General features: G+C 33.9%; 23 protein-coding genes and 1 pseudogene. 8 read left to right on the top strand and 16 right to left on the bottom strand.

Annotation, left to right across the window (positions count from 1 at the left end; genetic code table 11):
• Positions 1-30 precede the first annotated feature (30 nt).
• Genes C6990_RS02105 through ilvB form a run of 3 tightly spaced genes read right to left on the bottom strand, consistent with a single transcriptional unit; the run spans position 31 to position 3,731 of the window.
• Complete coding sequence (locus C6990_RS02105; protein ID WP_182128108.1) at positions 31-1,545, bottom strand: 2-isopropylmalate synthase; 1,515 nt, start codon at positions 1,543-1,545, stop codon at positions 31-33.
• Positions 1,542-2,024, bottom strand: a complete 483-nt coding sequence (ilvN, locus tag C6990_RS02100) for an acetolactate synthase small subunit (RefSeq protein ID WP_182128107.1) — start codon at positions 2,022-2,024, stop codon at positions 1,542-1,544. The genes C6990_RS02105 and ilvN overlap by 4 nt, the downstream gene beginning before the upstream one ends.
• 9 nt (positions 2,025-2,033) lie before the next feature.
• On the bottom strand, positions 2,034-3,731 hold the full coding sequence (ilvB, locus tag C6990_RS02095) for a biosynthetic-type acetolactate synthase large subunit (RefSeq protein WP_255465114.1): 1,698 nt from the start codon (positions 3,729-3,731) through the stop codon (positions 2,034-2,036).
• A 225-nt stretch (positions 3,732-3,956) separates the two neighbouring features.
• Here ilvB and C6990_RS02090 point away from each other — a divergent pair, with 225 nt between their 5' ends.
• Complete coding sequence (locus tag C6990_RS02090) at positions 3,957-4,358, top strand: YybH family protein (RefSeq protein WP_182128105.1); 402 nt, start codon at positions 3,957-3,959, stop codon at positions 4,356-4,358.
• A gap of 4 nt (positions 4,359-4,362) precedes the next feature.
• On the opposite strand, the gene lsrF is transcribed toward C6990_RS02090, so the two are convergent.
• From lsrF to C6990_RS02075, 3 genes are read right to left on the bottom strand one after another with little or no spacing between them, the layout of a single operon-like run.
• Positions 4,363-5,343: a 3-hydroxy-5-phosphonooxypentane-2,4-dione thiolase gene (lsrF, locus tag C6990_RS02085; RefSeq protein WP_255465227.1), complete on the bottom strand. Its 981-nt coding sequence runs from the start codon at positions 5,341-5,343 to the stop codon at positions 4,363-4,365.
• Between the two features lie 34 nt (positions 5,344-5,377).
• Positions 5,378-6,406, bottom strand: a complete 1,029-nt coding sequence (locus C6990_RS02080; RefSeq protein WP_182128103.1) for a zinc-dependent dehydrogenase — start codon at positions 6,404-6,406, stop codon at positions 5,378-5,380.
• 40 nt (positions 6,407-6,446) lie between these two features.
• A complete protein-coding gene (locus C6990_RS02075; RefSeq protein ID WP_182128102.1) occupies positions 6,447-6,740 on the bottom strand; it encodes a V-type ATP synthase subunit F in 294 nt (97 codons plus the stop codon).
• Positions 6,741-6,829: 89 nt separating this feature from the next.
• On the opposite strand from C6990_RS02075, the gene C6990_RS02070 reads away from it, so the two are divergent.
• The gene (locus tag C6990_RS02070) at positions 6,830-7,126 is read left to right on the top strand and encodes a hypothetical protein (protein WP_182128101.1); all 297 of its coding nucleotides are present in this window, start codon (positions 6,830-6,832) and stop codon (positions 7,124-7,126) included.
• A 3-nt stretch (positions 7,127-7,129) separates the two neighbouring features.
• On the opposite strand, the gene C6990_RS02065 is transcribed toward C6990_RS02070, so the two are convergent.
• Positions 7,130-7,381, bottom strand: a complete 252-nt coding sequence (locus C6990_RS02065; protein ID WP_182128100.1) for a hypothetical protein — start codon at positions 7,379-7,381, stop codon at positions 7,130-7,132.
• Positions 7,382-7,429: 48 nt separating this feature from the next.
• Positions 7,430-7,732 carry a hypothetical protein gene (locus C6990_RS02060; protein ID WP_182128099.1) on the bottom strand — a complete coding sequence of 101 codons (303 nt, stop codon included), beginning with the start codon at positions 7,730-7,732 and terminating at the stop codon, positions 7,430-7,432.
• Between the two features lie 34 nt (positions 7,733-7,766).
• Here C6990_RS02060 and C6990_RS02055 point away from each other — a divergent pair, with 34 nt between their 5' ends.
• On the top strand, positions 7,767-8,513 hold the full coding sequence (locus tag C6990_RS02055) for a metallophosphoesterase (RefSeq protein WP_182128098.1): 747 nt from the start codon (positions 7,767-7,769) through the stop codon (positions 8,511-8,513).
• A 1-nt stretch (position 8,514) separates the two neighbouring features.
• On the opposite strand, the pseudogene carB reads toward C6990_RS02055, so the two are convergent.
• From carB to C6990_RS02030, 5 genes and pseudogenes are all read right to left on the bottom strand, one after another.
• Positions 8,515-11,673: pseudogene (gene carB, locus C6990_RS02050) on the bottom strand (carbamoyl-phosphate synthase (glutamine-hydrolyzing) large subunit); the annotation flags it as partial.
• A 91-nt stretch (positions 11,674-11,764) separates the two neighbouring features.
• Positions 11,765-12,877, bottom strand: a complete 1,113-nt coding sequence (gene carA / locus C6990_RS02045) for a glutamine-hydrolyzing carbamoyl-phosphate synthase small subunit (RefSeq protein ID WP_255465226.1) — start codon at positions 12,875-12,877, stop codon at positions 11,765-11,767.
• A gap of 164 nt (positions 12,878-13,041) precedes the next feature.
• A complete protein-coding gene (locus C6990_RS02040; protein ID WP_182128097.1) occupies positions 13,042-14,235 on the bottom strand; it encodes an AAA family ATPase in 1,194 nt (397 codons plus the stop codon).
• A gap of 9 nt (positions 14,236-14,244) precedes the next feature.
• Positions 14,245-14,736, bottom strand: coding sequence for a hypothetical protein (locus tag C6990_RS02035; protein ID WP_182128096.1), 492 nt, complete (start codon positions 14,734-14,736; stop codon positions 14,245-14,247).
• The gene (locus C6990_RS02030; RefSeq protein ID WP_182128095.1) at positions 14,733-15,290 is read right to left on the bottom strand and encodes a hypothetical protein; all 558 of its coding nucleotides are present in this window, start codon (positions 15,288-15,290) and stop codon (positions 14,733-14,735) included. Before C6990_RS02030 ends, C6990_RS02035 begins: the two co-directional genes overlap by 4 nt.
• 159 nt (positions 15,291-15,449) lie before the next feature.
• Between C6990_RS02030 and C6990_RS02025 the strand changes: the two genes are divergently transcribed.
• The 4 genes from C6990_RS02025 (at position 15,450) to C6990_RS02010 (ending at position 18,665) form a co-directional block, all read left to right on the top strand.
• A complete protein-coding gene (locus C6990_RS02025) occupies positions 15,450-16,610 on the top strand; it encodes a TrmB family transcriptional regulator (protein WP_182128094.1) in 1,161 nt (386 codons plus the stop codon).
• Positions 16,611-16,726: 116 nt separating this feature from the next.
• Positions 16,727-17,083, top strand: coding sequence for a response regulator transcription factor (locus C6990_RS02020; RefSeq protein WP_182128093.1), 357 nt, complete (start codon positions 16,727-16,729; stop codon positions 17,081-17,083).
• Positions 17,084-17,144: 61 nt separating this feature from the next.
• Positions 17,145-17,600 carry a RidA family protein gene (locus C6990_RS02015; protein ID WP_182128092.1) on the top strand — a complete coding sequence of 152 codons (456 nt, stop codon included), beginning with the start codon at positions 17,145-17,147 and terminating at the stop codon, positions 17,598-17,600.
• A gap of 246 nt (positions 17,601-17,846) precedes the next feature.
• On the top strand, positions 17,847-18,665 hold the full coding sequence (locus C6990_RS02010; RefSeq protein ID WP_182128091.1) for a PEFG-CTERM sorting domain-containing protein: 819 nt from the start codon (positions 17,847-17,849) through the stop codon (positions 18,663-18,665).
• A gap of 119 nt (positions 18,666-18,784) precedes the next feature.
• On the opposite strand, the gene C6990_RS02005 is transcribed toward C6990_RS02010, so the two are convergent.
• Together C6990_RS02005 and C6990_RS02000 are read right to left on the bottom strand one after the other, a co-directional pair.
• On the bottom strand, positions 18,785-19,903 hold the full coding sequence (locus C6990_RS02005) for a DHHA1 domain-containing protein (protein WP_182128090.1): 1,119 nt from the start codon (positions 19,901-19,903) through the stop codon (positions 18,785-18,787).
• A 46-nt stretch (positions 19,904-19,949) separates the two neighbouring features.
• Positions 19,950-20,141 (bottom strand): hypothetical protein, encoded by a 192-nt coding sequence (locus C6990_RS02000; protein WP_182128089.1) that lies wholly within the window; start codon positions 20,139-20,141, stop codon positions 19,950-19,952.
• 117 nt (positions 20,142-20,258) lie between these two features.
• Between C6990_RS02000 and C6990_RS01995 the strand changes: the two genes are divergently transcribed.
• Positions 20,259-21,422: a citrate synthase gene (locus C6990_RS01995; protein WP_182128088.1), complete on the top strand. Its 1,164-nt coding sequence runs from the start codon at positions 20,259-20,261 to the stop codon at positions 21,420-21,422.
• A gap of 3 nt (positions 21,423-21,425) precedes the next feature.
• On the opposite strand, the gene C6990_RS01990 is transcribed toward C6990_RS01995, so the two are convergent.
• Complete coding sequence (locus tag C6990_RS01990) at positions 21,426-21,695, bottom strand: hypothetical protein (protein WP_255465111.1); 270 nt, start codon at positions 21,693-21,695, stop codon at positions 21,426-21,428.
• Positions 21,696-21,718: the final 23 nt, after the last annotated feature.

Genomic DNA, 21,718 nt, shown 5'->3' with positions numbered 1-21,718 from the left:
TTTTTCATGAAAAGAAGGGAATTTTAGGATTTAGTTGACTTGCTTTTCTTGAAGCATCTTTTTGAGCATTATTCTATTAATAGCATCAATAACTGCCTTAACAGAAGTAGTAACAATATCCTCACCTACTGATTTTGCAGATACTTTGTTCCCGAGGGCATCTTCAACTTTTACTGTTACCTCACATAACGCAGAAGAACCGCCAGAAATAGAAGCTAAACCATAATCTTTGATTCTAATCTCCGAAATCTTTCCAGTAATCTTTTGAATAGCATTAAGGGCAGCATCTACTGGGCCCACCCCATAATCAGTTCCAATATGATCCTGACCATCAATGTTTAATTTTACAAATGCATAAGGCATTGTCCCAATACCTGTAGATACTGAAAATCCACTTAATTGAACAATTCGTTTGAGATCTTTTTCACCTAAAACCTCACTTGCCATAGATAGCAATTCAACATCAGTAATTTGTTTTCCTTGATCACCTAAGATTTTGACTTTATCTAAGATTTGTTTGGATTGTTCTTCGGTTGGTTTAACGCCATACTCTGCAAGCATGGCATTCATTCCATGAACTCCTGCATGTTTCCCAACTTGAAGCCATCTTTTTCGTCCAACTAATTCAGGACTAATAGGCTCGTATGTGAGAGGATTACTCAAAACACCATGGGTATGAATTCCTGATTCATGACCAAATGCATTTGCCCCAACAATTGCCTTATTTGGCTGAACTATGATTCCCACAGTCTTTGAGATAAATCTCGATGTTTCATAAATTAATTCAGATTTAATATTAGTTTCATATTTTTGATCATAGGGCAAACATTTCAATGCCATGGAAAGTTCTTCTAAAGATGCATTTCCGGCACGTTCACCAATTCCATTAATTGTAACATGTGCACATGAAGCTCCTGCATGAATTCCAGCCAAGGAGTTTGCAACAGCTAATCCAAAATCATTATGACAATGAACACTTACTGGAAGTTTTGTGGCCTCTACTGCATCCCTAGTAATTTCTGCCATGTATTCAGGTGTAGAGTACCCTACAGTATCAGGTATGTTAACTCTGTCTGCACCTGCCCTTGCTACTTCACCAAATACTTTTTTTAAAAACTCTCTTTCTGTTCTAGATGCATCTTCAGCTGAAAACTCTACTTGAAGACCACGAGACTTTCCATACTCTACAGATTCAATTGCTTTTTCAAGTGCCTGGTCTCGTGTCATTTTGAGTTTATGTTCTAAATGAATGTCAGATGTTGCAATGAATGTGTGAATGTAATTCAATCCAGCATCAACGGCAGCATCAATATCTTTTTTAATTGTTCTTGTCAATCCTGCAATTTCACAAGATAGCCCTTCACTAGTAATCATCTTGACTGCTTTTAATTCACCTTCTGAAATAACTGGAAAGCCAGCTTCGATTGCATCAACACCTAATTCATCAAGTTTTTTTGCTATTGCTAATTTTTGATCTGGCGATAATGATACACCAATGGTTTGTTCTCCATCTCTTAAAGTGGTATCAAAAATTCTTACGTTCAAGCTCCGCTCCTTTGCAAAGCAGCAACTCCAGTTCGAGCTACATCAATAATGCCAAATGGTTTTGCTAATTCCTCAAATGCCTGAATTTGATCAGGAGTGGCAGTTAATTCTACCATAATTGATTCCTTTTTCACATCATGAACTTTACCGCCATATGCATTTGCTAGTTTGTTAATTTCCATACTATCATTAGCATTACTCAGTTTAATCTTAAAAAGACTAAGTTCTCGATATACTGTTTTGTGCTCATCCAAATGTTCAACTTTAACTGTGTCAATCATTTTGTCCAATTGCTTTACAATTTGCTCTACTTGCTTTTCATCACCATAAGTGGTTATAGTCATCTTTGAGTAATCAGGATTCTCAGTAACACCTACAGAGATACTATCAATATTGAAATTCCTAGATCGGAAAAGATGAGTTATCTTAAACAAGATTCCAGGTTTGTTTTCAACTAAAATAGAAAGAATTGCCCACATGATAAATCACTATGAAGGTAAAATCATATCCGAAAGCGAAGTTCCAGGAGCAACAAATGGCAATACGTCTTCTTCAGGATCAATTGGAATGTCAATTACTGTTGCAACATCACTGCTAAGTGCAGTTTTGATTGCTTTGTCAAGTTCATCTATTGATTGTGCACGTATTCCTTGAGCACCATAAGATTCTGCTAATTTAACATAATCTGGACAATGATTCTGCTCAACACCATTCATTCTTCTACCATAGAATGTTCTTTGCCATTGGGCAACCATTCCCAATGAGGAATTGTTTAAGAGAAATACAATCACAGGTATATCTTCTAACACTGCAGTTGCAAGAGAGTTTTCAGTCATACTGAAACTACCATCACCTGCAATGTCAACTACAGGAACATCAGGTTTTGCAACTTTTGCTCCAATTGCTGCAGGGAATCCCCAACCCATAGTACCAAGTCCAGTAGAACTAAAAAAAGTTCCAGGTTGAATTACGTCATAAAATAATGATGCCCACATTTGATGTTGTCCAACTTCAGTGGTTACAACGGATTCTTTAGGCAACAGTTCCCTTAGTTTTCGTAAAAGTTTAGCTGCACCCATTTCACCTGGATGAAGTTTCAAATTTTCTTTCCAGTAATCTTTTGTTTCTTTAACGTGTTTTATCCAAGTATTTTCTTCAGTTTTTTTAATTTGTTTTTGTAAAAGTAATTTCACCATAATTCTAAGAGATGCACGAACATCTCCCACTACTGCAACTTGAGTTGTTTGGTTCTTTCCAATTTCTGCAGGGTCGACATCCATATGAATAATTTTTAATCTCTTTTCAAACGCTTCAAAGGTTCCAACGGATCTATCGGAAAATCTAGTCCCAATTGCCAATACACAATCAGCTTCTGCCATCATTTTATTGGCCTCAGCATGACCATGCATTCCAATTGGTCCTAATGATAACGGATGATTTTCAGGAAATGCCCCTTTACCTTTGAATGTTGTAACTACAGGTAACATAAGAGCTTCTGCAATAGCTTGCAATTCAGCAAACGCAGATGAGATTATTGTTCCACCACCAGCTAAGATGATTGGTTTTTCTGAATGGAGTAACATGTCAATTGCTTTTTCAACATTTACAATATCAGGATCAGCCCAAGGATGGTATCCTTGAATTTTAAATTCATCAGGGAATATCATCTCAGACTCATTAGTTTGAACATCCTTTGGAATATCAATAAGTACAGGTCCAGGTCTTCCAGTTTCTGCAATGAAAAATCCTTTTTTTACAGTCTCAGGAATTTCTGCAGCAGTTCTTGGTTGAAATGCATATTTTACAACAGGATTTGCCATTCCAATAATATCACTTTCTTGAAATGCATCACGTCCAATCATGGCTACTGGTACTTGACCAGTTACGGCAACCATTGGTGCAGAATCTGCCTGAGCTGTTGCAATTCCAGTTAGAATATTAGTTGCTCCAGGTCCAGATGTTGCAAAACAGACCCCAGGCTTTCTACTAACTCGACCAAAACCATCAGCCATGTGAGCTGCTGATTGTTCATGTCTTACCAAAATATGTCTAATATCACATCTTGAAAATTCATCATACATTGGAAGATTAGCACCTCCAGGCAATCCAAAGACTTGTTTGACGCCTTCTTTTTCCATAGCCTTCATCAAGGCTTTTGCACCACTCATGCTTTCCATTTTATTCATTAAATCACTCGCCATAATTTTAACCTAGTAAATTTTGAGTACGATTTACAATAGAAAAACAACAGACAGTTTTTTGTCAAATGTTCCTGTTAATTTTGTACTCATTGAAATCATAAAATCAATCAATTGATAATTAATAAAGATTCTCTGAAAAATAATCAGATTTTCATGTGTAATTGCACAGAAGACTTAAACTGATATTTCATACATTCAAGATTGGTTGTTTTGTCAGATAATGAAGATATAATAAAAATTATTGAGACATTATTTCAAGCAGGGATTTCAAAAGATCTGGCAATTTTAAAAGATATCCATCTAAATGATGCAAAATTTTCTAGTTTCAGCGATTTACCGCCCTATGATCTTAAAGACTATCAAACTACAATTGAGCTTGAGGAATTAAGATTTGTTAGTATTTCAGATTACTCTTATGAGATAAAAAATCCAAAAATCAGCATCTTTGGAGATACGGCTGTTGTAGCAATGGAATTGATTCAAAAAGGAATGCTAGTAGATAACAAAGCATTCACAGGTGAACACATGACAATTAATGGACGTGCAACGTTTGTGCTAGTGAAGCAACCCACATGGAAAATTGCACACATTCATCTCTCAAAAATTGACTAATAGATTATTTTTTAGAAGAGTTAGAATTATTTGATTTTTTTTGATTTGGGTTGAATGGTTTCTTTGGTGAGTTGGATTTCTTTTGATTTGGGTTGAATGGTTTCTTTGGTGAGTTGGATTTCTTTTGATTTGGGTTGAATGGTTTCTTTGGTGAGTTGGATTTCTTTTGATTAGTTTTCTTTTTAGGTTCTTCACTTACTAATTTTTTATAGAGTTTAAAAGCTTGATCAACATTTTGATTTCCATGTACTATTGCTCTAACTGCTTTAATCATTGATACTGGATGTTCTGATTGCCAGATGTTTCTGCCCATATCAACACCAACGGCACCACCTTTAATGGCATTGTATGTTAGTTGCAATGCATCACGTTCAGGGATTTTTTTCCCACCTGCTACAATAATTGGTACAGGACATGATTGAACAACTTTTTCAAAATTATCACAATAGTAAGTTTTTACAATATGTGCTCCTTGTTCAGCTGCAACCCTACATGCCAATGAAAGGTATCTAGCATCTTTACCAAGTTCTTTTCCAACAGCAGTTACTGCTAAAACGGGTAAACCATATTTTTGAGCCTCCCCAACTAATTTTCCAAGATTAGCAATGGTTTGATATTCATATTTTGAACCAACAAAAATAGACATTGCAAGAGCACTTGCATTTAATCGAATTGCATCTTCAATGGATACAGTAATGTCTTCTTGAGAAAGGTCTTCTCCAATTATGCTTGAACCACCAGATACTCTCAGTACCATAGGAGTATCAGTTGTTGCAGATACACATGCCCTTTGAACTCCTCTTGTAACCATTAAAGAGTCACAATGTTTCAAAAGGGGTGCAATTACCTTTGTTGGATTCTCTAATTTTTCAGTAGGACCAAGAAAGTACCCATGATCTACTGCCAACATCAATGCACGATTATTTTGTGGTTTAATAATACTAGAAATTCTGTTTTTTAATCCCCAATCCATCTCTCTTCGAATTTGAAATAATCGAAATGCCTTTCTTAAGCCTTTCTTATTTAGTAATAATTATTTTCATAGCATCATTACCGGAACGTGCATGATCAAATGCCTTTTGAGAATCATCAATAGAATAAGTATGTGTGATGAGTTGCTTAACATCAATTTTTGAGGATTCAATTAAATCAAGTGCTTCTTTGGTATCCTTATCTGAAGCAGCATAACTTGTTACTAGAGTTATTTCTTTGGAGTAAATTTTACTCATATCCAAATTTAACTGTGCACCTTTTGATGGAACTCCAAACATCATAACATATCCCCCTTTTCTAACCATATCTATTGCGTCTTCTAATGCCTTAAGACTACTAGTAGATACAATTGCCACATCTACACCTCTACCCTCAGTATCATCCAAAATTTTTTGCTTTCGATTTTTATCCATAGAATTTATTGAATTAGTAATATTGAATTTTTTGGCAAAGTTTAATCTAAAATCATTCACGTCAAAGCAGAAAATTTTGGAGGATTTTTTTTCATGTGCAAGCATTACATGCATCATACCAGTAGGCCCTATTCCAAAAATTGCTACAGAGTCGCCTTCATGAAAACGAAATTTTGTCCATGCCCTAACACAACATGCTAAGGGTTCAATCATTGCGGCTTCTTCAAAACTTAACGAATCAGAGATTTTCAAAATTCCACCATGAGACACATTCCATGCAGGTACCACATATTCTTCGGATAAACCACAGGGAGATAGATTTGTTTCATAGTATTTTGAACACATGGTTTCATTTCCATGATTGCATAAATGGCAATCATAGCAAGGAACATGATGATGGGTAAAAACACGATCTCCTTTTTTAAATTCAGAAACACCAGAGCCAACATCCAAAATGATTCCTGATGGCTCATGACCTAAACGCATAGAGGGTTGTCCATATTGTCCAAAAACTTTTTCTAAATCAGAACCACATATTCCACAAGCATTCATCTGAACTAAAACATCACCTTCACCAATTGATGGTTTGTCAGTTTCACTTACCGAAATAACAGAGGGTTCTTTAACAGATGCAGTTTTCATGGTAGATCATTAAAAGATTGAATATAAGTAGATTAAACAATCATACGCCAAGGATCTTTTTCAGCATAACTCTATAATCAACTTCTGTTTTTTCACTTCCAGTTGCAGGCAATGCAAAAACCAGAGTAGATTTTTCTGCTCTTAATGCGGTCAGTTCATCATTAATTGGTTCAGTGATATCATCACTTACCAATACCAAGCCAACATCAGAATCATCAGTAAGTCGCTTAATTTCATCCAGAGCTTTTTCAGGAGTTTCAGAAATAATTCCAGGTACTCCTGCTAATTGGAAACTAGTTACAAATGATTTGCTGCCAACAGTGAAGATTTTCACAGTTAAAATTTTTGTGCATTCTAATTTAACCCTTTTTGGTACTAGTTAGATCAAGAAAGATTGATTTAGTCAAAGAAATCACTGAATTCATGGCAGAAATTGATTCTCAAAAGGATGTGTACCTATTCTTACATGGTCGGATGGATCTTAAAGAAAAAGCAATGAATGCACTATCTACCAAGGGATTTTCAAGTGACAAAATCACTATGGCATTACCAAATAAAGTTGGAAATGTTGGTGATTATATGGCAATGTTATGGATGCCTCCAAGCCCAGATCATATCAAAATTCAACAAATTACCAAAATTGAAGAAGTTGAACCAGAAGGAATGATCGGTTTATGGAAAGGTGTTTCAAAAGATGATATTGATACTGTTCAGTTATAATAATTAACTAAATCCAGCACCGAAATCATTACCTTTTTCTAAAATATCTCCAGAATCAGAATTTTTTAATTTTCTGTAAAGTAATGTCTCATAAACTAGTTTCATTGAAGAGTCATCATCAAGATTGCAATCTTCCTTGATTATGTTTTTGTATTTTTCTAATTTTACATCATCCTGTTCATCAGGCGATACTCCATCATGAACCATTAAATTTGCAATTTTTTCAATTTCAGAATTTTGTTCTTCTTCATTCATAATTATTAATATAATTTCTAGTTATTAACACATTCGAATAAATAGTAATTACAAATCCGAAATTATTCCCGAAAGAAAATCTCTGAATTCAACATCAGAAAAAATAATTTCTTCAATTTTATTTTCTTTTTCTGCCAATCTTGCAGAATCTAGATGGTAGCAAGAATTTTTTCCATTTAACTGACCAAAATAAAATCCAGGACAAGAACAATAACTTCCAATAGGGTCTATCCAATGTTCCTCACCCTTTCCAACTACAGACCAAATTTTTCTCCTACTAGGTTCAAAAATATGTAGTTTAACACGTTTTTCAGAAACTAGTACTTCAACTCTATCAGAGTCTTTATTCATAAGGATTTAATCATCTATGTGCAGTATAACTTTGATGTTACAAACTAGACTCATTCAATCAAAACCAGCATTAATTTTAGAAGGTAAAAAAAAGAATCTCATAGTTACAGATCTTCATTTAGGGTTTGAGAATACTCTAAAATCAAACGAGATCTTCATTGGAAAAAATTCATCAGTAAATGAAACAATTAATGAATTATCAGAAATTATAGACTCAGAGAAACCAGATGCAGTAATTCTATTAGGAGACATAAAATCAAGTATCAAAACAATATCAAGAAATGAATGGGATGAAGTCCCATTATTTTTTAAAGAAATTAGAAAAAAATGTAATGTAATATTAATTCCAGGCAATCATGATGCAAATATTCAGAAACTAGTTCCAGAAAATATTACCATGATAAGTACAATAGGGATGGTTGAAGAAAATGTCTTGCTAACACATGGACATACAATGCCATCAGAGAATTTTTCCCATATTGATAAAATCATAATGGGTCACATACACCCTGTATTTTTTCAAGAAGATTCGATTATGAATGGACAAAGAGTGTGGGTTTCACTTAAGACAGAAAAACAAAAAATATTTCCATCAAGGTCAGGAGAATTAGAGATCATCATTGTTCCATCATTTAATAGATATTTTTATGCTACACACAAAAAATTTTATAAAAAATCAATTTCACCCATCATAGAAAGATTGGGAATTTTATCTGCAAAAATTGTCTCATTGGATGGAGTAATTTTAGGGGATGAATCGATAATCAAACAAGTTTTATGAGTCAATCGTATTTATCGTAGGGTTCAATGGGATCTTTAGTAGTTTTATTATTTTTAAGCCACTCTAAAGTTTTTACAAAAGAATCTGCCAACTCGATAGTTGTAAGAACTGGGATTCCAAGCTCTAAAGATTTTCTTCTAATTTGATATTCATCATCAAGCATTCCAACATATTTTTCCAATGTTGATGTACTTGGGATATTTATGATAAAGTCAATCTTTCGTTCGTATAGAAGATCTGCAATGTTTGGTTTTCTGTCAGGTTCAGAAATTTTATGAACAATTTCGACTTGACCAACTTTTTCTTCAAAAAATTCAGCAGTGTGCTCGGTTGCCAAAATTTTGAATCCCAAATGTTTTAGTTTTGCAATTGACGCTACAAGTTTTTCTTTATTTTGAGCACCACCAACCGTAACTAGCGCTGTCCCTTTATCTGGCAAATTATATCCAACAGATGTCAATCCTTTTGAGAGTGCATCATAGAAACTATTTCCAAAACAGGCAGCTTCTCCAGTTGATTGCATCTCAACACCTAATGCAATATCAGCACCATCAAGCTGCATAAATGAGAATTGAGGAACCTTAATTCCATAATTCTGAATCTTTTGCCATTTGTTTTCAGGAATTTTAGGTAAGGGTTTGTTCAGTATTGCCTTTGCTGCAAGAGAAATTAGATTTGTTTTGACTAGTTTGGATACAAAAGGCATGGAACGTGAGGCCCGGATATTTAATTCAATTACATATACATGATCATCATGAACCAAGAATTGGAGATTAAATGGACCTTTGACATTAAATGTCAAAGCAATCTTTTTGGTGTATTCATTTATGGTTTCAATGATTTTATTGCTTAATCTCCAAGGTGGGATACACATCATGGCATCTCCAGAATGAACGCCCGCACTATCAATATGCTCAACAATTGCACCAATAACAACTTCTTTTCCATTACTAATTCCATCTACATCCACTTCAAGGGAATTTAGCATGAATTTTGAAATTACAACTGGATGATCAGGAGAGACATCAGTAGCTTCTTTCACATATGTTTTTAATTCATCTTGAGACCAAACTACTTTCATTGCTGCACCAGAAAGAACATACGAAGGTCTTACAATTACTGGGAATTCTACTTGCTGTGCAAAGTTTTTTGCTTCATTAAGATTTGTAAATGCTTGCCACAATGGTTGTTGGATGTGAAGTTTATCAAGTTCAGCACTAAATTTTGAACGATTTTCTGCTCGGTCAACATCATGTGCACTTGTTCCCAAAATATTCACACCATGTTGCGCAAGACCAGGAGTAAGATTATTTGCAGTTTGTCCTCCAACACATGTGATAATTCCTTTTGGATGCTCAAATTCTGTGATATCCAAAATCCTTTCTTGAGTTAATTCTTCAAAGTATAATCTAGTACAAATATCATAATCAGTTGAGACTGTTTCAGGATTACAATTTACAACAGAAACACTTTTCTCACCATTTTCTTGTAGTCCCCAAACCATGTTTACAGTTCCCCAATCAAATTCAACACTACTCCCAATTCTATAAGGACCAGCTCCAAGAACGACTATCCCCTTTTCATCTGCAGGTATTGTGATATCATGAGAATGACCCCCATATGTTAGATAGAGATAATTGGTTACCGCAGGCCACTCTGCTGCTAGTGTGTCAATCTGTTTTACAGAGGGCAATACTCCCAATTTCTTTCGTAAATTACGTATATCATCAGTAATGAACCCCTTGGCACGAGCAATTTGTTTGTCTGAAAAGCCCGTTTTTTTGGCTTCCCAAAGGAGGGATGCATCAAGTTCAGAAGTTTTAAGTTTTGATTCAACATTTACAATATTTTTAATTTTTTCAATAAACCAAGGATCAATGGTGGAAAGTTTGTATATTCTAGCTACAGAAATCCCCATCTTTAATGCAATTGCAACATTATACATTATGTGATCATCATGATGAGATAGTTTGTCTTCGATTTCTTCTTCAGTGTATGTTTTTCCATTTGTACGGTTTAGAACAACACCGTCATTTCCAATATCTAACATTCGAATAGCTTTCTGGAAAGATTCCTCAAATGTTCTACCAACGGCCATAACTTCACCAACAGATTTCATAGTGGGTCCAAGTTTTCTATTTACTAATTCGAATTTTTCAAAATCCCAACGAGGGTGTTTACATACAATGTAATCAAGTGAGGGTTCAAAACAAGCAGTAGTATTTTTTGTGATTCTGTTGACTAGTTCAGACAATTTGTAGCCCAGTCCAATTTTTGCAGACATGTAAGCAAGTGGATATCCAGTTGCCTTGCTAGCAAGAGCAGAAGAACGTGAAAGCCTAGGATTAATTTCAATAGCAACATATCTATCAGAACTTGGTTCAAGAGCATATTGGATGTTACATTCTCCAACAATCCCAACATGTTTTGTTGCACGTAATGCTGCAGAACGCAACATATGGTATTCATGATTATCAATTGTTTGGGAAGGTGCAACTACAATATTATCACCAGTGTGTGCTTTCATAGATAGAACATTTTCCATATTACAAACAATTACATTATTTCCATCATAATCCTGCATTACCTCATATTCAATTTGTTTCCAGTGTCCAATGTATTCTTCAATTAGAACTTGACCAACTATACTTGCCTTAAAACCTCTTTCAACAATTTCATGAAGTTCAATTTCATTATATGCAACTCCACCACCACGACCACCCAAAGTGTAGGCGACTCGCACTATTACAGGATATACTAATTCTTCTGCTGCCTTTTTTGCATCATCAAAATTGGTGACAGTCTTACTTTTCAAAACAGGAACGCTACATTCTTTCATGGAATCCTTGAAGAGTTGGCGATCCTCAGTTCTTTGAATGCCTTTAATTTGAGTTCCAAGTACTTTGACACCATATTTTTGGAGAATTCCAGATTCCTCTAAGCTAACCCCGCAGTTAAGAGCGGTTTGTCCACCATATGCCAGCATAATTCCATCTGGCCTTTCTTTTTCGATAATAGATTTCACGTACTCTTGGTTTACAGGAAGAAGATACACTTGATCTGCAAATCTTGTATCAGTCTGAATTGTTGCAATGTTTGGATTGATTAAAACACTGTTCAGACCATCTTCATGTATGGCTTTGAGGCATTGGCTTCCGGAGTAGTCAAATTGACGGTCGTTTTAGCGACTCTCGCCGGCTTCTCCGATTTTTATTGCCCCACTTCCAAGTACAAGAATTTTCTTTAACGACTCATTCTTTGGCAGATGTTCCTTCCTCCATAAGGTGCTGTAGTTCTTCAAAGACGAATTTACAATCATAAGGACCTGGTGCAGCTTCGGGATGAAATTGTACTGCAATACACTTTTGTTTTTTGTGTTTTATTCCTTCTACTGTTTTGTCGTCTGCATTTGTAAACCATAAATTAAATTCAGATTTTTCAAGAGATTCTGGAGTAATCCCATAGCCATGGTTCTGACTAGTCACATAAACTTGATTATTTTCTAAATTGACACAGGGTTTGTTTTGTCCACGATGTCCATACTTTAGTTTGTAAGTATCAGTATTTCCTGCAATGCCGATAATTTGAGCACCCAAACAAATTCCTAATGTTGGAATATTATTTTCAATTAATTTTTTAGCAGTATCAATAGTGTTAGGACATTTTTGTGGATCACCGGGACCACTACTCAGTACAACACCTTTTGGATTATAAGACATTATTTTTTCATATGACGTGTCCCATGGAAGACGTATTACTTTGTAACCAATCTCCCGGATATTTCGGATAATTGCATTTTTGGCACCCGTATCTATAACTACAACAGATTGGTTTTCATCGCCATAGATTTTTTCTTGTTTTGTAGAGACATCATCCATAAATTGCTCAGAATCATAACGAGGTGCAGATACAAGTTGTTTTTTAATTTCTTCTACATCAATTTCTGAATCAGATACAACCAAAGCTGCCATCATTACTCCACCTGTTCTAATCTTTTTTGTCAATTCACGAGTATCAATTCCAGATATTCCAGGAATCTTCTCCCGGTATAACCATTCATCAAGAGTCATAGAAAGATTCCAATGACTTGCAGTCAGAGACAATTCATGGACAACTAGACCCCTAACCTGAATTTTGTCAGATTCAAAGAATTTAGGGATTCCATCTTGGTCTTTAATTGAGGAATCAGGAACACCGTAATTTCCAACTAGTGGGTATGTAAGAGTAAGAATTTGACCCCTATACGAGGGATCTGTTAGTGCTTCAGTATAGCCCACCATTCCAGTATTAAAGACAATTTCTCCAAAAACGGTAGTCGAATACCCAAAGCCTTCCCCATCAAGAACAGATCCATCATCAAAAATTAGCTTTCCAAACTTTTTTGCGTGGTTTGATTTCTTTGTAGTAATTGTGACCCTCGATAAGTCCGCTAGAAAGCGAATTTAAGTTTTATGAGGAAATTACAAGAAATGAAATGATCGCTAAATCAAAGCATACGAATGATTTGCAAAATGTTTGAGTAAAAGTTCTAAAGTGCCTGGAACTCTTCGCTCCACTTGTGATATGCACGAATCATTTCAAGTGAAACACTTGGTTTTCTTCTGGACATAATATCTTTGAAATCAGATGTGGTGAGTTCTCTTGGCTTTACTGGCTCTTCTCCTTCAATGGGTTCATGATAGTCAGGAGCATTGAAAATTTCATGGACCGTTTTAATTTGAGCTGCTTGGCAGACGTCTTTAATATCACTTGCACTATAACCGTCAAACAATTTAGCCAATTCAGAATTATTTACTTTATAGTTTTTACTAAGAGGTGCAGTGTATTGTTCAAATAGATTTTCTCTTGCTTTTTGAGTAGGAAGAGAAACATAAATTCTTTTTTGGAATCGTCTAAGGAAAGGCCAATCAAGACTCCAAGGTTTGTTTGTCGCTCCAATTACATATAACATCAGTTGCTTGCCTTTGCCATTTACACCATCCATCTCAGTTAAGAATTGGTTTTTAGTTCTTACCTCTCCTCCTACTTCACTATTTCTAGAGCCAAGTAAAGAGTCAACTTCATCTACAAATAAAATTACAGGTTTCCCTTCTTTTTCAGCATATTGTCTTGCCATAGAAAATAATTTTGAGACATTTTTTTCTGCTTCACCCAACCATTTACTCATCATTGAAGATGCATCTACATTGATAAAGTAACCATCCATTTCGTTTGCAGTTGCTGCTGCAAGCATTGTTTTACCAGTACCTGGTGGACCGTAAAGCAACATTCCTTTTGGCCAACCTAATGGGAATAAATCTGGTCTCTTTGTAGGGTAAACAATTGATTCACGTAAAGCACTTTTTGCATCATCTAAGCCAATTACTTGGTCCCAAGTAACATCAGGCTTTTCTTTCATTAAAAGATCTTCAAAGTCATTTTCATTTTCTTGTCTCTGAACAGATTTCTTTTGTTCATCTTCAGATGCCTTAGGGTCTACTGCAGGCTCTACTCCATGGGCCTGTTGTAATGCATTAATCCTATTATGATAAGAGTTACATCGTTCTTTGTAAATTTGATTCAGTTTGCTTGTTGGGTATAATTGTAGTAGTTTTACCAAAGAGTCAATGGCATGTTGATAATGTGTAATTGCCATTCCTCGTGCACCTTGGGAATCAAATTTGATAGCCTCTGAAGCATATTTGCTTGCAGTGTTTTCTAATTCTTGGGGGGCTAAACTCATCTCATTTACCTACGCAGTTTGTCTTTGAGAATTTTGTTGGTATTCTACTGTGTTAATCTCTGTCACAAAATTGGTTAAATTAATTCCACTTGTTTCGGCCTCATTATAGTCAGGACCATTCTGATAATTCTTCTTAAAATCAGATTTATCTGAGATGGTTGTATGTACGTCTTTTACCTTGTTAATAGAATCCTCTGCTGATAAAATTAATTCAGATATTTCATCATCAAGATCTTCAATTGATGAAGCAGTTTCAGAAACTATAGAGGCAAATTGTCTCAGGGTAGAACATATCTCTTTTTTGTCAGCGTATTTGCACAACATAAAATCCGCAATTTTAACAATTTTATCTAAATCCTGAAGTTCCTCCAAACTTAGTTTATCAATTTTGATATCTTCAGAAGATTTTACTTCAGATAGTTTTTTATCAATTTTTTTGGAAATGTTTTTAATTCGCTGAATATCTTTTGTTAAATCTCGTTTTGAGGGCAGAGTTATCAAGTATTACACAATTTAGAAAAATCAACATTAGGATACTGCTTACTTATTTTAGAGTCCACCATCAATTTTACTTTATCAAGAAATATCGACGATTCACGATTTGATTGGCTAAAATCAAATCTTGCTTTAGTAAGAGATGCTGAATCTAAAACAATACTTCCCAAATGAACAGATAATTCAGATAGTTTTTGACTACATATAGGAATAATATTAAAAAACTTAGCACTTATTGTTCTAATCATTGGGACTAATGAGGGAAGTACCTCAGGAATGTTGTAAACACCAGAAATGGAAGTAATTCTATTCCTGATTGTTACAAGAACTTCCAAAGAAAAAGTCAGATTTCGCTCAAGTTCTATTGCAGTGTGATGATTTTTGTCAGTGTCATCAAAAAATAATTCAAAATCACAGTTAGATTTTTTTAAATCATATAGTTTTTCTGAAAAAATATCCATAATTTCTGATAAAAGATTAGACGAATACTCCAATCTTGGAGCAAGGGTTACTGAATGAGAGATATTTTCAAGAACTGTTTCATTGTATTTTACCAACATACCATTATTTTCCCTTAGATTTTGTATTTGAGGACGATGTCACAATAATTTTAGTAACTACAGTTACACCTGGCTACGGGTACAATTTTGATTTTTTTTGAGTATTTGTATAAAGGAATTTAGCTCTCAATTTTACCTAATAACAATTGGAGGGAAGTTATGGTAAATGAACATGTGTTAACAGTAAGTTTAGAAGAATTTGGATTAAGTAAATACGAAGCACAGGCATATGTGGCCCTTATTTCAAAAGGTACAATTTCAGCTAGTGAATTGGCATATTATTCAGAGATTCCCAGGACAAAAATTTATCCAACATTATTGAAATTAGAAAATAAAAAACTAGCAATAATTTCAAAGAGTAAACCAATAATGTGTACGGCAATTGCTCCTGAAGATGCTTTTGATGGAATAATTCATGAGCAAATCAACAAAGTAAATGCAATGAATTCATTGGTATCAAACTTGAAAAAAGCAAGTGAAGAAAGTAGAAAAACTAGAGGATCAGAAGAAAAAAGATATTTTCATGTCAGTGCCAACAATGTTTTGTCACAACTTCAAACAATGATTGAAGGGTCTAAATCATCAATCAGAATCATGACAGACCAATGGGGTTTTGGATTGCTAGCTGAGTGTAAAGAACAATTAGTTTCAGTTACACGTAGGAATCTAGATATTAAAATTTTGGTGTCACCATCTCAAATTTGTTCAGAAGCATACAGAAAAATTCCCGATGGAGTTGAAATTAGGTCATCAGAAATAACACAAAATTGTTTTATGTTTGATGAAACAGAATTACTTTTAGTAAATAATGACAATGGTAAAGGAGCAATTTTTTCATCTACAGAAATTCTAGCTTCAAATCAGGAAAAAATATTTGCGAGTATTTGGAAAAATTCTATAAAAACAAAAGCAATGGCAGATATGTCAAAAGGGGAAGCCCAAGAAATTTATAAAATAATTAAAACAGTAAATGAAATTGGATTAACCTATATTCTAAATTCCACAATGGTGTCAAAAAAACCAGAATCAGACATATTCAAATTATTAGAAAAAAATGGGATTTCATTCAAATCAAAATCATTAGATGACATAATTGAGATTATGGATGCAATAGTCCAAATAACATGTTCAGGACATGTGAATTTTGAAGCAAATACAAAAAATATTACTGTCGAATCAAAATTGAACAGCGGACATTCATTACCGTGGGTATCAATTTTAGATGGATGCCTTCAAAAGCTAGGATACAAAACTAGAACAATATACCAAAATAATTCAAACAAAGGCGAAAAGGTACATATCAAAATTATCAAAAACTAATTTTTAAATTATTGATTTTTCTTATTAGCAATATCAAATTAGTAGTCAGTCACACTAAAAAAAGTGTAATTTTCAAACAAACAATATTTAATGTATTGTGATGTTCATAACATTTTATGGGATTAAACGTACTGGTTGTAGACGATTCACCATTCATGAGACAAAGTATCAAAGAAGTATTTCGGTACATGAAGATAGATTCGGTAATTGAGGCAAAAAATGGAATGGACGCAGTTAGAGCAGTTAGGAAGCATAAACCTGCACTAGTAACAATTGATTATGAGATGCCAGGATTAAATGGAATAGAAACAGCTTCAAAAATTAGAGAAATTGATAAAAATGTAAAGATGTTAATTGTCACATCTATCAAATCAAATATGATTGCAGTCAAGAGTGGAAAAATTCCACAGTTGGGATACATTACAAAGCCAATTGATCCAATCATGGTAAAAAATGAATTAGCCAAACTGTAAAAGTTTTAAAAGTTCAAAACATAGGTAAAAATAAATTCTGATAAAAGATTGTAATTGCACTATGATTGAAGAAAAATTAGAATTGCTGAGGATTAAACTCCCAACACCTCCAACACCTGCTGGATCATATGTTCCAGTAATCAGAACTGGGAATTTATTATTCATTTCAGGACAAATTCCAATGACAGATGGCAAGGTTGTATTTACAGGAAAAGTTTCAGATGACAACTTAGAGACGGCACAAAAATCAGCTAAAATGTGTGCAATTAACATCATAGCTCAAATAAAAAGAGAGTTAGGAAATTTGGATAAAGTATCAAAAATAGTCAGATTATCAGGCTTTGTAAATTCTATTCCAGAATTTTCACAGCAACCTAAAGTAATCAATCATGCATCAGATTTGTTTTTTGAGATATTTGGTGAAAAAGGAAAACATTCTAGAATCGCAGTAGGAGTATCTAGTTTACCATTAAATTCAATGACTGAAATTGACGCAATAGTTGAATTTACAGATTAGTTAATTTGGAAATTTTCTTAAATAGATTTTTTGAGTAAACTCAATAATGGTTCAGATGTGTAGAGGGGTGTGTGAGATTAAAATCAACTTCATTTTCTAACAATCTACGATATAAAATTGGTCATAAATAGGCAAATTAAAAAAATTTTAAGAAAAAGAAAAAACGTCGAAAAATAAATTCAAGAATAATAACATTGCTACACACTTTAAGAAATAATTCATATGGGTTAAAAATTTAGTAGTAAAATGCTAAAAATTTCATTGTTTGTAGTATTGACAATATCATTGGCATCAACTTTAGCTTTTGCAGAGCCAACGATACAAGTCCAAACATCAATGGATGAAATTAAAGCGCTTGAATCAATTTGGATTACAGGTAAAATTACTGATGTCTCTCAATACAAACCAGTAAAATTAAGAATTATTGGACCAGATGGTGCAATAGTCTTTGCACCACAAATCACATTTAATGACAATTGGGAGTTTAGAAAATTACTAAATCCACCAGTGCCAAGCTTTGATGCTGGAAAATACATTGTAACTGCAAGTCATGAGGATACTAACATGGTTGCTCAAACTGAATTCACAGTAATTGCCCAAGAGATTCCAAAAAACCCAGTTCCAGAATCAAGTGAACCAGTAAAAATAGAAGAGAGAGAATTAAAAATTTCAACAGGAATATCTATGTTTGCTGAGGCAGAAAATGGTTCAGATATTATCAAAATTAATGGAAATACAACCTATAGAGGGGCAGACATCACAATAGTTGTCAAATCACCAGTAGGGAACTTAATTACAATTGACCAAGTTACACCTGGAATTAATGGAGACTTTGAAGTTGAAATCAAAGTAGGAGGTTCTATGTGGAAAGAAGATGGAGATTATTCCATTACAGCAAACCAAGGAGCATCATCAGAATATAAAAAATTAGTAACAGTTGAAATCAAAGACGGAGTAGTAGTTCCAGAATTCGGAGTTTTGGTATCATTGGTTTTAGCAATATCAATAATTTCAATCATTGCTATATCTGCAAAATCAAAACTCATTATTCCATCAAAATATTAATTCTAAAAATCTAAAACAACATCTTTCATGAACATATTAAATAATAAACATAAAATAATCACTAACTTTTTTGAAGATTCAGATAAAAATTCAATATTTATGAATAAACTAAAAATGAACTATTTGATTTTTTTATTCAATTCTGTGAGGAATTTTTTTATTTTGGGTTTTGGAATTACAGCACCGCATGCTTTATCATGGCCTCCACCAGACCCTCCAAGACTAGTTGCAAGATTATTGACAATTTTACCCAAATGTACTTTACAATCTTTAGAACCACGAACAGATACTGCGTAAATTCCATGATCTATACGTTCTTTGTATGCAACACCTACATCTTTTCCAGACAAACCCATAACAAAATTAACAGCGCCGCTAGCACCTGCATCAAGTATTTCCATATGACCTAGATTTTTCATGGTCTTCATTCCTTGTTTTACTTTGGTAATCATTTGGGATAGTTTTTCAACTTGAATTTGTGCAAATTCAAATGTGTTAGGGATAGCATGAGGAAATTTAGAGTCTGCCAATTCTTCTACCAAGTACAAAAGATAATCAGGTTCTTTTTGATGTCCTACTATATTGTATGTCAGAACAGTTGCACTAATCAACGCAAATTGTCTGTCATAGATTTGCAATAATTTGGAACCAATTGGTCTAGATTCCATGTAATCAGTAATCGCAGCACAAGCTGCAACAAATGATGCATGATCATTTAATTTTGATTTGAAAGCAGTGTAAGCTAAAACTGCAGTGCATTCATTAGTATCATGAATTACTTTAACTTTGATTTTATCTAGTGCTTTGACAACATTAGGATCAATGTCATGATGATCTATGTAAGTAACAGAGACTTTATTTTTTCTCAATGTCGTCATAATATCAATAAATTCATCTTGAGTTTTCTTACTTAGACCCAAATCACAGATAAATAATGATTTCAATTTTTCATCTAAGACCACTTGGTTTAATGCTTCCATTTGTCCGGGATAGTCAACCAGTATTGCATCTCCACCAAACGCTTGTCGAATTATTGCAGCAGAACTAATTCCATCACAGTCTTCTTTATGAGAAATACAAATTACTTTATTTCGTTTTGGTTTTGCAGATTTTTTTACTTTAGTTTTGGTAGATTTTTTTGCAGTAGGTTTTTTAGCAATTTTTTTTGCCACTGTTTTTTTAACTATCTTTTTTACTGCTTTTTTGGTTGTAGGTTTTTTAGTTTTAGGTACTGCCAATTCAAATTAAAAAACCACTAGCCCTCATTTAAATTAAGAATGAAATTTAAGATTCGCTAAAAGGTTTTTTGATACTTTGATGGATTAATGAACTAGAGTCTAAATATACATCATAAAATGACAAACCTTCCATCTGAGTTTGGTGGTCAATTTCTTGAATCTTTTCAAGTTCACTAGATGATGCATTTAGTACTAAATCATCTAATTTTTCAAGACGTTTACGCTCTATCGGACTCATTAATTTTTGATTAAAAATAATCATTTATGACCAAAAGTTGGCATTTTAGACTAATTACTAAACATCATAGACATGATTTTGGCGAAAATATAATAGAAGATTTCTGATAGGCTCAATATGGAAACTAAAAACATTGGATTACGAGGAATTGAAGTTGCAGATACCAGAATATCTAATATTGACGGAGAAAAAGGCAAGCTGATTTATCGTGGATTTGATATTTTAGATCTTACAGAAAATTCTACATTTGAGGAAACAGCATATTTACTACTTTATGATAATTTACCAACCAAGACTCAACTCGAAGAATTTAATGCAAAATTAGTAGAGGCAAGATACATCCCAAAGCAAATGCAGAAAAACATGGGAAACTGGAGGAAAGACGCAGATCCTATGGATATGTTGCAAGCATTTGTGGCAGCACTTGCAGGATATTATGATGAGGAGTTTGCAAATAAAGAAGCAAGTTATGAAAAGGCAATAAATCTGATTGCTAAAGTACCTACAATTGTTGCCAGTTGGCACAGAATTAGAAATGGGTTAGATCCGGTAGAACCAGATTCATCGCTTGGTCATGCTGCAAATTTTTTGTACATGATGTTTGGGGAAAAGCCAGACTCTGAAGTTGAAAAAATATTTGACGTGTGTCTAATTCTTCATGCAGACCATACTTTCAATGCATCAACATTTACTGCCAGGCAAGTTGCATCTACTAGAGCACATATGTATTCAGCATCTAGTGCTGCAATTGGAGCTTTAAGTGGGGAGTTACATGGAGGAGCCAATACCGAAGTCATGAAGATGTTGTTAGAAATTGGGGAGATAGGAAAAGTAGAAGAATGGATTAAAGATAAGATGAAAAACAACGAAAGAATAATGGGGATGGGTCATGCAGTATACAAGACATATGACCCAAGAGCACAAGTACTAAAAGAACTATCAAGAAAACTTGCAGCAAAAACTAAAGACCCATGGTTTGACATTACAGAAAAAGTAGAAACTGTAACTATTTCTGAAATGAAGTCTCAAAAAGATAGAGACATCTATCCGAATGTAGACTTGTATAGTGCATCATTATATTATATGTTGAAAATTCCAATGGATCTCAATACTCCAATCTTTGCAATTTCAAGAGTTGTGGGTTGGGCAGCTCATATTATTGAAGAAAAGTTTGCAGAGGCAGCTCCAAAACCTGCATTGTACAGACCAAAGGCCACATACGTTGGGAAATATTGCGGTCCTGAGGGCTGTGAATACAAAACATTAGATTTGAGAAAATAATTTTTAATTTCTTGTGCTAAGCCACTCTTTTGCTTTAGAGTTTACATCATGCTTGTATAATACTTCAAAGACCATATCATAAAATGTAATGCCTTTTTTTTGTGCCTGATCATCTAGCCATTTAATTCCATCAGCTAATTCAGGATCATATTCTGAGAATTCTACTAACTCGTCAACCATTTTTGAGAAGAAGGCGTGAGATTCAAGCATATGTACACCTTTGAATCTTTGATCATAAGTGGGGGATTCAAAATATATAGACAAAAGAGTCACTTTATTTTTAAATACATTCTACA

This window comes from Nitrosopumilus sp. b3, assembly GCF_014078525.1.
Lineage (GTDB): Archaea > Thermoproteota > Nitrososphaeria > Nitrososphaerales > Nitrosopumilaceae > Nitrosopumilus.
This window is presented reverse-complemented; position numbering and strand designations above follow the sequence as displayed.

What these genes read in the sequence shown, in the direction of transcription:
- C6990_RS02055 (WP_182128098.1), top strand. Translation starts at nt 7,767, where the DNA reads ATGTTACAAACTAGACTCATTCAATCAAAACCAGCATTAATTTTAGAA.
- C6990_RS02025 (WP_182128094.1), top strand. Translation starts at nt 15,450, where the DNA reads ATGGTAAATGAACATGTGTTAACAGTAAGTTTAGAAGAATTTGGATTA.
- C6990_RS02070 (WP_182128101.1), top strand. Translation starts at nt 6,830, where the DNA reads ATGGCAGAAATTGATTCTCAAAAGGATGTGTACCTATTCTTACATGGT.
- C6990_RS01995 (WP_182128088.1), top strand. Translation starts at nt 20,259, where the DNA reads ATGGAAACTAAAAACATTGGATTACGAGGAATTGAAGTTGCAGATACC.
- ilvB (WP_255465114.1), bottom strand. Translation starts at nt 3,731, where the DNA reads ATGAATAAAATGGAAAGCATGAGTGGTGCAAAAGCCTTGATGAAGGCT.
- C6990_RS02030 (WP_182128095.1), bottom strand. Translation starts at nt 15,290, where the DNA reads ATGTTGGTAAAATACAATGAAACAGTTCTTGAAAATATCTCTCATTCA.
- ilvN (WP_182128107.1), bottom strand. Translation starts at nt 2,024, where the DNA reads ATGTGGGCAATTCTTTCTATTTTAGTTGAAAACAAACCTGGAATCTTG.
- C6990_RS02040 (WP_182128097.1), bottom strand. Translation starts at nt 14,235, where the DNA reads ATGAGTTTAGCCCCCCAAGAATTAGAAAACACTGCAAGCAAATATGCT.
- C6990_RS02060 (WP_182128099.1), bottom strand. Translation starts at nt 7,732, where the DNA reads ATGAATAAAGACTCTGATAGAGTTGAAGTACTAGTTTCTGAAAAACGT.
- C6990_RS02080 (WP_182128103.1), bottom strand. Translation starts at nt 6,406, where the DNA reads ATGAAAACTGCATCTGTTAAAGAACCCTCTGTTATTTCGGTAAGTGAA.
- C6990_RS02010 (WP_182128091.1), top strand. Translation starts at nt 17,847, where the DNA reads ATGCTAAAAATTTCATTGTTTGTAGTATTGACAATATCATTGGCATCA.
- C6990_RS02020 (WP_182128093.1), top strand. Translation starts at nt 16,727, where the DNA reads ATGGGATTAAACGTACTGGTTGTAGACGATTCACCATTCATGAGACAA.
- C6990_RS02065 (WP_182128100.1), bottom strand. Translation starts at nt 7,381, where the DNA reads ATGAATGAAGAAGAACAAAATTCTGAAATTGAAAAAATTGCAAATTTA.
- C6990_RS02015 (WP_182128092.1), top strand. Translation starts at nt 17,145, where the DNA reads ATGATTGAAGAAAAATTAGAATTGCTGAGGATTAAACTCCCAACACCT.
- C6990_RS02000 (WP_182128089.1), bottom strand. Translation starts at nt 20,141, where the DNA reads ATGAGTCCGATAGAGCGTAAACGTCTTGAAAAATTAGATGATTTAGTA.